The sequence below is a fragment of the Streptomyces sichuanensis genome (assembly GCF_020328095.1).
GTDB classification, from domain to species: domain Bacteria; phylum Actinomycetota; class Actinomycetes; order Streptomycetales; family Streptomycetaceae; genus Streptomyces; species Streptomyces cinnamoneus.
Genome location: NZ_JAIXMK010000011.1, coordinates 127,155 through 136,284 on the forward strand (window position 1 = coordinate 127,155; position 9,130 = coordinate 136,284).

The window sequence follows — 9,130 nt, forward strand, 5'->3', positions numbered from 1 at the left end:
GTGAGGGTGGTGGGTGGGCCAGAATCTACGCGCGTTGGTTCTGGATATGAATGGGGAGAACAGACCATATGTCACTCAACCGTAGGAATTTCCTGGGGCGTACGGCCGTGACGGGTGCGGGTGTCGCGTTGGCGGGTGCGGTGGGGACGGTGCCGGCGGAGGCGGAGTCGTCGGGGCGCCGGAAGAAGCGGTACTCGTTCACGGTGATGGGCACCACGGATCTGCACGGCAATGTCTTCAACTGGGACTACTTCACCGATGCGGAGTTCGATGACAAGGCGCACAACGATGTGGGTCTGGCGAAGATTTCGACGCTGGTGAACCAGGTGCGGGCGGAGAAGGGGCGGCGGAATACGCTGCTGATCGATGCGGGTGACACGATCCAGGGCACTCAGTTGTCGTACTACTACGCCAAGGTCGATCCGATCACGGGTGCGAACGGTCCGGTGCATCCGATGGCGCAGGCGATGAATGCCATCGGTTATGACGCTGCCGCGCTGGGCAACCACGAGTTCAACTATGGCATTCCGACGTTGCGGAAGTTCCAGGAGCAGTGCCGTTTCCCGATTCTGGGGGCGAATGCGCTGGATGCGAAGACGATGCGTCCGGCTTTTCCGCCGTATGTGATGAAGACGGTGTGTACGCCGCACGGGCGTGATGTCCGGGTGGCGGTGCTGGGTCTGACCAATCCGGGTATTGCGATCTGGGACAAGGCGAATGTGCAGGGGAAGATGGTGTTCCCGGGCCTGGAGGAGCAGGCGGCGAAGTGGGTGCCGAAGCTGCGTTCGATGGGTGCGGATGTGGTGATCGTTTCGGCGCACTCGGGTTCCAGTGGTACGTCGTCGTACGGCGATCAGCTGCCGTACGTCGAGAATGCGGCGGCGCTGGTGGCCGAGCAGGTGCCGGGTATCGATGCGATTCTCGTCGGGCACGCCCACACCGAGATTCCCGAGTACCGGGTGACGAACAAGGTGACGGGCAAGCAGGTGGTGCTGTCGGAGCCGTTGAAGTGGGGGCAGCGACTGACGCTGTTCGACTTCGGTCTGGTGTGGGAGCGCGGTGGCTGGCAGGTGGAGTCGGTGTCGGCGAAGGTGCTGAATTCCAACACGGTGGCCGAGGACCGCAGGATCACGGGGCTGCTGGGTGATGAGCACCGGAAGGTCGTGGCGTATGTGAATCAGGTGATCGGTACGTCGTCGGCGGCGATGGGTGCGTCGGAGGCGGCGTACAAGGACACGCCGATCATCGATTTCATCAATCATGTGCAGGCGGAGACGGTGCGGGCGGCGCTGGTGGGTACGGCGTACGCGTCGTTGCCGGTGTTGTCGCAGGCGTCGTGTTTTTCGCGTACGGCTGCGGTGCCTGCGGGGAAGGTGACGATCCGGGAGGTGGCGGGTCTGTATCCGTTCGAGAACACGCTGGAGGCGCGTGTGATGACGGGTGCGCAGGTGCGGGCGTATCTGGAGTTTTCGGCGCGTTATTACGTGCGGACGGTGGCGGGTGGGCCGGTGGATCCGGCGAAGTTGACGAATGCCGAGGGTATTCCGGATTACAACTACGACGTGGTGAGCGGCTTGTCGTACGAGATCGATGTCGCGAAGGCGCCGGGTTCGCGGATCGTGAATCTCTCGTTCGACGGGAAGCCGCTCGTGGATTCTGCGGAGTTCGTGCTGGCGGTGAACAACTACCGGGCGAGTGGTGGGGGGAACTTCCCGCACGTGGCGCGCGCCAAGCAGGTGTGGGCGAATTCCGATGAGATCCGTAACACGATCATCGGTTGGGTGAAGGCGAAGCAGTCGATCGATGTGGGGGCTTTTTCGTCAGTGGACTGGAAGCTGACGCGGGATGGTGTGCCGGTTTTCTGAGGTGATGCCGGTGTGGGGCCGTGGCTGTGGTCGCGGCTCCAGGCCGAAGGTGGTGAAGGCGGTGCGGTGCGGTAGGGGGTAGTGGGTTTTGCCGGTGAGGGCGTTGAGGATGACGGCGCTGCGCCAGGCGGCGAGGCCGAGGTCGGGGGTGCCGATGCCGTGGGTGTGGGTTTCGGCGTTCTGGACGTGGATGGCGCCCTTGACGGAGGGGTCGAGGACGAGGCGGTGGTGTTCGTCGATGCGGGGGCGTCCGTTGGAGTCGCGGCGGATGTAGGGGTCGAGGGCGGCGAGGAGGGTGTCGACGCGGCGTTCGCGGTAGCCGGTGGCGAGGACGACGGCGTCGGTGGTGAGGCGGGAGCGGGCGCCTTGCTGGATGTGTTCGAGGTGGAGTTCGACGCGGGTGGTGCCGACGCGGCCGGCGGTGCGGACGAAGACTCCGGGGGTGAGGACGGCGTCGGGCCAGCCGCCGTGGAGGCTGCGGCGGTAGAGCTCGTCGTGGATGTCGGCGATGGTGTGGGCGGCGATGCCTTGGTGGAGCTGCCATTGCTGGGGCAGGACCTGGTCGCGTACGGGTTCGGGGAGGGTGCGGAAGTAGTGGGTGTAGTCGGGGGTGAAGTGTTCGAGGCCGAGTTTGCTGTATTCCATGGGGGCGAAGGCGGGGCTGCGGGCGAGCCAGGCGAGTTTTTCGTGGCCGGTGGGGCGGTGGCGGAGGAGGTCGAGGAAGACTTCGGCGCCGGATTGTCCTGAGCCGATGACGGTGATGTGTTCGGCTTCGAGGAGTTTTTCGCGGTGTTCGAGGTAGTCGGCGGCGTGGTGGACGGGGACGCCGGGGGCTTCGGCGAGGGGGCGTAGGGGTTCGGGGACATAGGGGGCGGTGCCGACGCCGAGGACGAGGTTGCGGGTGTAGGCGCGGCCGAGGGCGTCGGCTTCGCCGTCGGGGTCGAGTTGGGTGTAGTCGATTTCGAAGAGGATGCGTTCGGGGTTCCAGCGGACGGCGTCGATGTGGTGGTTGAAGTGGAGGCAGGTGAGGTTTTCGCTGACCCAGCGGCAGTAGGCGTCGTATTCGGCGCGGTGGATGTGGTGGCGCTCGGAGAAGTAGAAGGGGTAGAGGCGTTCGCGGGTTTTGAGGTAGTTGAGGAAGCTCCAGGGGTTGGTGGGGTCGGCGAGGGTGACGAGGTCGGCGAGGTAGGGGACTTGGAGGGTGGTGCCGTCGATGAGGAGGCCGGGGTGCCACTGGAAGGTGGGGCTCTGGTCGTAGAAGGCGGTGCGGAGGTCGTGGAGGGGGTGGGCGAGGGCGGCGAGGGAGAGGTTGAAGGGGCCGATGCCGATGCCGGCGAGGTCGAGGGGTTGGTCGGGGGCGGAGGCGGGGGGCTGGGGGGTGGTCATCGGGTGGTGTGGCCTTCCACGAGTGTGAGGAGGTGTCGGAGGTCGTCGGGGCGGGTGTGGGGGTTGAGGAGGGTGGCTTTGAGCCAGAGGCCCTGGGGGGTGTTGGCGCGGCCGAGGACGGCGTGACCGTTGTGGAGGAGGCGGCGTCTGGTGTGGGCGGTGGTGTGGTGGTCGGCGCCTAGGGGGCGGAAGAGGACGGTGCTGATGGTGGGGCGGGAGTGGAGTTCGAAGGAGGGGTGGGCGTCGATGAGGTCGGCGAGGTGGTGGGCGGCGGCGCAGACGCGTTCGACGAGTTCGGCGATGCCGCGGCGGCCGAGGGCGCGCAGGGTGACGGCGATCTTGAAGATGTCGGGGCGGCGGGTGGTGCGCAGGGAGCGGTGGAGGAGTTCGGGGAGGCCGGCTTCGGTGTCGTCGGGGGCGTTGAGGTAGTCGGCCTGGTGGGCGAGGGGGCGCAGGGCGGTGGCGTCGGGGACGGCGAGGAGTCCTGCGGCGATGGGTTGCCAGCCGAGTTTGTGCAGGTCGAGGGTGATGCTGTCGGCGCGGTCGAGGCCGGTGAGGGCTTGTTTGAGGGTGTCGCTGAACAGCAGGGGTCCGCCGTAGGCGGCGTCGACGTGGAGGGTGGCGCCGTGGGCGGCGCAGTGGTCGGCGATGGGGGGCAGGGGGTCGATGTGGCCGGTGTCGGTGGTGCCGGCGGTGGCGACGACGAGGGTGGGGGTGGTGTGCAGGGTGGTGAGGGTGGTGCGGAGGTCTTCGGGGTGGAGGGTGCCGTTGGGGGTGGGGAGGGTGTGGGGGGCGGGGAGGCCGAGGAGCCAGGCGGATCGGTGGATGCTGTGGTGGGCGTTGGCTCCGCAGACGATGGTGAGGGGTGCGGTGCCGTGGGTGCGGGCGGCTTCGCGGGCGAGGAGGAGGGCGAGCTGGTTGGACTCGGTGCCGCCGGTGGTGACGAGGGCGTCGGCTGTGGGGCGGCCGGGGTAGGCGAGGGTGGCGAGGGCCTGGGTGGTGAGGGCTTCCAGGGCGGTGGCGGAGGGGGCCTGGTCCCAGGAGTCGAGGGAGGGGTTGAGGGTGCCGGCGGCGAGGTCGGCGGCGGTGGCCAGGGCCAGTGGGGGGCTGTGGAGGTGGGCGGCGCAGTGGGGGTCGGCTGGGTCTGCGGCGCCTTCGGCGAGGGCCTGGACGAGGGTGTGGAGTGCTTCGCCGGGGCCGGTGCCGTGTTCGGGGAGGGCGGGGCTGGCGGCGGCTCGTATGCGGGCGGCGACGGTTTCGGGGCCGCCGGAGGGGAGGGGGCCGCCGCGGGCGGTGGCGCCGCGGGCGAGGGCGTGCAGGGCGATGTCGAGGAGGGGGCGCAGGGCGCGGGTTCCTTGGGCGCCGCCCGCGAGTGCCGTTGCGGGGGTGGTGGGGGGTGGGGGCGGCGCAGGCATGGAGGTGTCCCTTGGGGCTCTCGGGTCTGTGAGGGTGGTGGGGCTGTGGCGGGTGGCTTTCCGTGGGGTCTTTTGCGCGGGCTGTGGGGTTTTTGCCGAGGTCGGGGGTGGTTTTCCGGGGGTCCGTTGCGGGGTCCGTTGCAGGGGTCCGTTGCAGGGGTCCGTTGCGGGGCCCGGGCTGGCACCAACGGGTCAAGCTACCGGCTGTGCACGGTCCGTGACCTCGTGTGCTGGAGGTTTCGCCCGATGGTGGTACTGACCCGGCGGGGACCTTGTGGCGCGGGTGAGTTGGGGGCTGTGGCGGGTGCCGTGCGGGGGTACTGCGGCGGGTGCGGGTCGGAGCCCGGGGCGGACTTCAAGGTAATGTGCACACCATGGCCATGACTTTTGCTCTCGATGTAGGGCCTCTGAAGCCCGATCTGGCGCCGCTCGTCCTGGGGCTGGTGCTGTTCTTCCTCGTTTTCGCCGTGATGGCGAAGGTGATCCTTCCCCGGATCAACAAGGTCCTCGTCGAGCGTGAGAACGCCACCGAGGGGCGTTTCGAGGAGGCCGAGGAGACGCGTGCCGAGGCGGCGCGGGTCCACGCCGAGTACCAGGAGCTGCTGGCCGAGGCGCGGCACGAGGCGGCGCGGCTGCGGCAGGAGTCGGTGGAGCAGGGCACGGCGATCATCGCGGAGCTGCGGGCCGAGGGCCAGCGTCAGCGCGAGGAGATCATCGCTGCGGGTCACGCGGTGATCGACGCGGAGCGTGCGGTGGCGGAGGCCGAGCTGCGCGAGCAGGTCGGTGCGCTGGCGACGCAGCTGGCGGGCAAGATCGTCGGTGAGCCGATGGCCGACTTCGCCCAGCAGAACGGTGTCGTCGACCGCTTCCTGGAGGAGCTGCGTACGGCGCAGCCGTCGGACGCGGCGACGGGCGAGAAGCGCGACTGACCACCCGGCAGAGCCATGGGCCAAGGCCCCCGTCCCCTTTTTTTGGGGGGACGGGGGCCTTCGTCGTTACCGCAGGCGCCCTGCAGGCGCCGCTGCAGGTGCCGCTGCAGGTGCCGGGCGGGCTAGGGGTGGGCGGCGCGGACGGCGAGGGCGCGGCGCAGGTCGTCGAGCTGGTCGACGAGTTTGCGGCGCAGGGCGGGGGTGGGTGCGGCGTCGCGCAGGCATTCCTCGCCGCGGTGCAGGGTCTCGTCCTCGATGAGGACGTGGGGGAAGCCGTGGGTTCCGGCGGCGGAGGCGAGGGCGGGGCCGCGGCGGGCGGCGAGGGCGACGGCGTCGGGGTAGTAGCGGTCGCGGTAGGGGCGTACGAGGTCGGTCTGCTCGGGTTGCCAGAAGCCCTGGGCGGTGGCGGTGAAGAGGTAGTTGCTGAGCTGGTCGCCGGTGTAGAGGGCGTGCCAGGCGGTTTCCTTGGCGGTGGGGTCGGGGAGGGCGGCGCGGCAGCGTGCGGCGCCTTCCTGGCCGGTGGCGCTGGGGTCGCGGGCGAGTTCGGTGTCGATGTCGTGGGGGGTGACGGCGCCGAGGACGGCGAGGCGGGCGAGGATGCGCCAGCGCAGTTCGGGGTCGAGGGCGGGGCCGTCGGGGGCGGTGCCGGCGCGGAGCCAGTCCTGGAGGGTGGTGGGGGTGGTGGCGCTGGCGATGAGTGTGCGGGTGGCGGTCAGGCGCAGCCCTTGGGTGCCGGGGGTGCCGGTGGTGCGGTCGAGCAGGTCGTGGCAGAGGTCGGTGAGGGTGGTGAGGGCGGCGGGGCGGTCGGCGGGGGTGGTGTAGCGGTCGGCGATCTGGGTGCGGGCGAAGGCGAGGACGCCCTGGGTGATGGCGATGTCGTGTTCGTGGGGCAGGTGGGTGCGGGCGGCGTCGAGGTAGGCGCGGGGGGCGAGCTCGCCGTCGCGGACCATGTCGCGGGCGGCGTTCCACAGGACGGCCCGGCTGAGGGGGTCGGGCAGTGCGGACAGGGTGGTGAGGGCGGTGGTCCAGGAGGTGGGGTCGAGGCGGATCTTGGTGTAGGTGAGGTCGCCGTCGTTGAGGAGGACCAGGTCGGGGCGGTTGCCGGGGAGGGCCTTGACGGATCCGTCCTGGGGCACGTCCAGCTCGAAGCGGTCGCGGAGTACCAGGCGGGTGGGGTGTGCCGGGTCGTGGTCGTAGGTGCCGACGGCGATGTGGTGGGGGCGGGTGCCGGTCCGGTCGACGGTGAGGTGCCAGTAGCCCTCGGCCTCGCCGATGGCCGGGGTGAGGGTGTCGACGCCGCTGGTGCGCAGCCAGCTTTCGGCCCAGGCGTGGACGTCGCGGTCGGTGTGGCGGGCGAGGGAGTCGATGAAGTCGGCGAGGGTGGCGTTGCCGAAGCGGTGGCGGGCGAAGTGGTCGTTGATGCCGGCGAGGAAGTCCTTCTCGCCGAGCCAGGCGACGAGTTGGCGGAGGGCGGAGGCGCCCTTGGCGTAGGAGATGCCGTCGAAGTTCAGGAGGGCGGAGGCGGTGTCGCGCACGTCCTGGGGGGCGGGGGCGACGGGGTGGGTGGAGGGGCGCTGGTCGGCGTCGTAGCCCCAGCTCTTGCGGGCGATGGCGAAGTCGGTCCAGGTGCCGGTGTAGCGGGTGGCGTCGGCGAGGACCTGGAAGCCCATGTATTCGGCGAAGGACTCGTTGAGCCAGATGTCGTCCCACCACTGGAGGGTGACGAGGTCGCCGAACCACATGTGGGCCATTTCGTGGGCGATGACCATGCCGCGGGTCTGGCGTTCGGTGTCGGTGACGGCGGAGCGGTAGACGAATTCGTCGCGGAAGGTGACCAGGCCCGGGTTCTCCATGGCGCCGGCGTTGAATTCGGGGACGAATGCCTGGTCGTAGGAGTCGAAGGGGTAGGGCTCGTCGAAGATCTCGTGGTAGCGGTCGTAGCAGCGGCGGGTGATGTCGAGGATTTCCTCGGCGTCGGCGTCGAGGTGGGGGGCGAGGGACTGGCGGCAGTGCAGGGCGAAGGGCAGTCCTGCGTGTTCGGTGCGGACGCTGTGCCAGGGGCCGGCGGCGAAGGCGACGAAGTAGGTGCTCAGTGGCTTGGTGGTGGCCAGCTGCCAGCGGCCTTCGGCGGGGTCTCCGGTGCGGTGGGCGACGGCGTTGCCGAGGACGGTCCACTCGGGGGGTGCGGTGACGGTGGCGTCGAAGAGGGCTTTGAGGTCGGGTTGGTCGAAGGCGGCGAAGACGCGCTGGACGTCGTCGAGGAAGGTCTGGGTGTAGAGGTAGGTGTGTCCGTCGGCGGGGTCGGTGAAGCGGTGCATGCCCTCGCCGGTGCGGGAGTAGCGCATGTCGGCCTCGATGTGCAGCTCGTGCTCGCCTGCGGTGAGGGTGAGGGGGAGCCGGTTGTCCTGGAGGGCGGCCGGGTCGAGGGGGTGGCCGTCGAGGGTGGCGCGGTGGAGGGTGGCGGGCTTCAGTTCGACGAAGGTGGTTCCGGCTTCGCGGGCGGTGAAGTGGATGGTGGTGGTGGAGCCGAAGTGTTCGTCGCCGCGGGTGAGGTCGAGGTCGATCGTGTAGCGGTGGACGTCGAGGAGCCGGGCTCGGGTCTGCGCTTCGTCGCGCGTCAGTACGGACATGCGCTCATGCTGCCGCACGGCCGGCCCCGGGCCGAGGGATATTTCCGGGGCTGCCGGTCTGGGGGCCCTGCCGACCTGAGGGCCCTGCCGGCCTGGGGGCCGCCCTTCCGACCCGGAGGCCGGGCTCGGGGGCCCGACACTGGGGCCGGGCTCGGGGGCCCGGCTCGGGGGCCCGGCTCGGGGGCCCGGCTCGGGGGCCCGGCTCGGGGGCAGAGCCCCCGGGGCTCGGGCTCGCGCCGGGATGCCCCCTGTGGGGGCTTGATGCCGGGGACGGTCCCGGGGCGAAGGCCCCGGACTCGGGGCAGGGTGCCCCTGTCGAGGCTCGCTGCCGGGGGGCGGACTCGGGGCAGAGCCCCGGGGCTCGTCCTACGGGCCGGGGCGGGGCTGGCGAAGGCCGTGGGCAGGTCCGGCCCAGCTCTACAGGCTGGGGCCAGGAGCGGCGGAAGGCGGGGGCCGGGCCGGCTCTACGGACCCGGCCTGCGGGCGCTCCTGCCCCGGGGGCGGCTCCGGCCCACGTCTACGGGTCGGCCTGCGAGGCCGGGCCAAGCCCGGTCTACAGGACCGGCCCGCGAAAGACTCCCGCCCGAGGGCGGCCCCGGCCCCCTCTACGGGCCGGCCTGCGAGGCCGGGCCAAGCCCGGTCTACAGGACCGGCCCGCGAAAGACTCCCGCCCGAGGGCGGCCCCGGCCCCCTCTACGGGCCGGCCTGCGAGGCCGGGCCAAGCCCGGTCTACAGGACCGGCCCGCGAAAGGCTCCCGCCCGAGGGCGGCCCCGGCCCCCCTCTACGGGCCGGCTTGCGGGGCCCGCCAAAGACCGACCTACGGACCCGGCCTGCGGGCGCTCCTGCCCGGGGGTGGCCCCGCCCCCGTCTACGGGCCGGCCCGCGAAAGGCTCCCGCCCAAGCG

Annotated in this window: 5 protein-coding genes; 2 read left to right on the plus strand and 3 right to left on the minus strand. The window is 70.7% G+C overall.

What is annotated here, in order from left to right; genetic code table 11:
• Window positions 1-68 precede the first annotated feature (68 nt).
• The gene (locus LE181_RS06220) at window positions 69-1,865 is read left to right on the plus strand and encodes a bifunctional metallophosphatase/5'-nucleotidase (protein WP_225660126.1); all 1,797 of its coding nucleotides are present in this window, start codon (window positions 69-71) and stop codon (window positions 1,863-1,865) included.
• Here the strand turns inward: LE181_RS06220 and LE181_RS06225 are convergent.
• Both LE181_RS06225 and LE181_RS06230 read right to left on the minus strand, forming a co-directional pair.
• A complete protein-coding gene (locus tag LE181_RS06225) occupies window positions 1,821-3,251 on the minus strand; it encodes a lysine N(6)-hydroxylase/L-ornithine N(5)-oxygenase family protein (RefSeq protein ID WP_225660127.1) in 1,431 nt (476 codons plus the stop codon). The two genes, LE181_RS06220 and LE181_RS06225, sit on opposite strands and share 45 nt — an antisense overlap.
• Window positions 3,248-4,666: a pyridoxal phosphate-dependent decarboxylase family protein gene (locus tag LE181_RS06230; RefSeq protein ID WP_225660128.1), complete on the minus strand. Its 1,419-nt coding sequence runs from the start codon at window positions 4,664-4,666 to the stop codon at window positions 3,248-3,250. Before LE181_RS06230 ends, LE181_RS06225 begins: the two co-directional genes overlap by 4 nt.
• Window positions 4,667-5,040: 374 nt before the next feature.
• Here LE181_RS06230 and LE181_RS06235 point away from each other — a divergent pair, with 374 nt between their 5' ends.
• The gene (locus LE181_RS06235; protein ID WP_225660129.1) at window positions 5,041-5,595 is read left to right on the plus strand and encodes a F0F1 ATP synthase subunit B; all 555 of its coding nucleotides are present in this window, start codon (window positions 5,041-5,043) and stop codon (window positions 5,593-5,595) included.
• Window positions 5,596-5,717: 122 nt separating this feature from the next.
• On the opposite strand, the gene pepN is transcribed toward LE181_RS06235, so the two are convergent.
• The gene (pepN, locus tag LE181_RS06240; protein ID WP_225660130.1) at window positions 5,718-8,225 is read right to left on the minus strand and encodes an aminopeptidase N; all 2,508 of its coding nucleotides are present in this window, start codon (window positions 8,223-8,225) and stop codon (window positions 5,718-5,720) included.
• Window positions 8,226-9,130 lie beyond the last annotated feature (905 nt).

Coding starts and splice junctions, on each gene's coding strand:
- LE181_RS06220 (WP_225660126.1), top strand. CDS start 69: ATGTCACTCAACCGTAGGAATTTCCTGGGGCGTACGGCCGTGACGGGT.
- LE181_RS06225 (WP_225660127.1), bottom strand. CDS start 3,251: ATGACCACCCCCCAGCCCCCCGCCTCCGCCCCCGACCAACCCCTCGAC.
- LE181_RS06230 (WP_225660128.1), bottom strand. CDS start 4,666: ATGCCTGCGCCGCCCCCACCCCCCACCACCCCCGCAACGGCACTCGCG.
- LE181_RS06235 (WP_225660129.1), top strand. CDS start 5,041: ATGGCCATGACTTTTGCTCTCGATGTAGGGCCTCTGAAGCCCGATCTG.
- pepN (WP_225660130.1), bottom strand. CDS start 8,225: ATGTCCGTACTGACGCGCGACGAAGCGCAGACCCGAGCCCGGCTCCTC.